Source organism: Zoogloea sp. LCSB751 (genome assembly GCF_002028455.1).
GTDB lineage: Bacteria > Pseudomonadota > Gammaproteobacteria > Burkholderiales > Rhodocyclaceae > Zoogloea.
Genome location: NZ_MWUM01000139.1, coordinates 1 through 281, shown reverse-complemented (window position 1 = coordinate 281; position 281 = coordinate 1). Strand labels below are relative to the sequence as shown.

Genomic DNA, 281 nt, shown 5'->3' with positions numbered 1-281 from the left:
CAATCCTCGGCGTCATCTTACTGTCCTTCACAGGGCCAGGAATCTCGGCGCGATATAGCTGCATGCCCCCAACGCCCAGCACAGGCAGAATCGCCACGGCTAAAACGATGATCCCCATACCGCCGAGCCATTGCAGCATATGTCGATAAAACAGAATGGCCTTAGGCAAGGAGTCCAGTCCGACAATGACTGTGGCTCCCGTGGTGGTCAGCGCGGAGAATGATTCGAAAAAACTGTCGGTCCAGCTGAGATCGGGTTGGCTTGAGAAGATAAAGGGTAAG

Annotated in this window: 1 protein-coding gene; it reads right to left on the bottom strand. The window is 54.4% G+C overall.

Going from position 1 to position 281, the window contains the following annotated elements:
* The coding region (locus B4920_RS26095) for a potassium transporter TrkG (RefSeq protein ID WP_305847125.1) at positions 1-281 on the bottom strand (281 nt) is incomplete at both ends.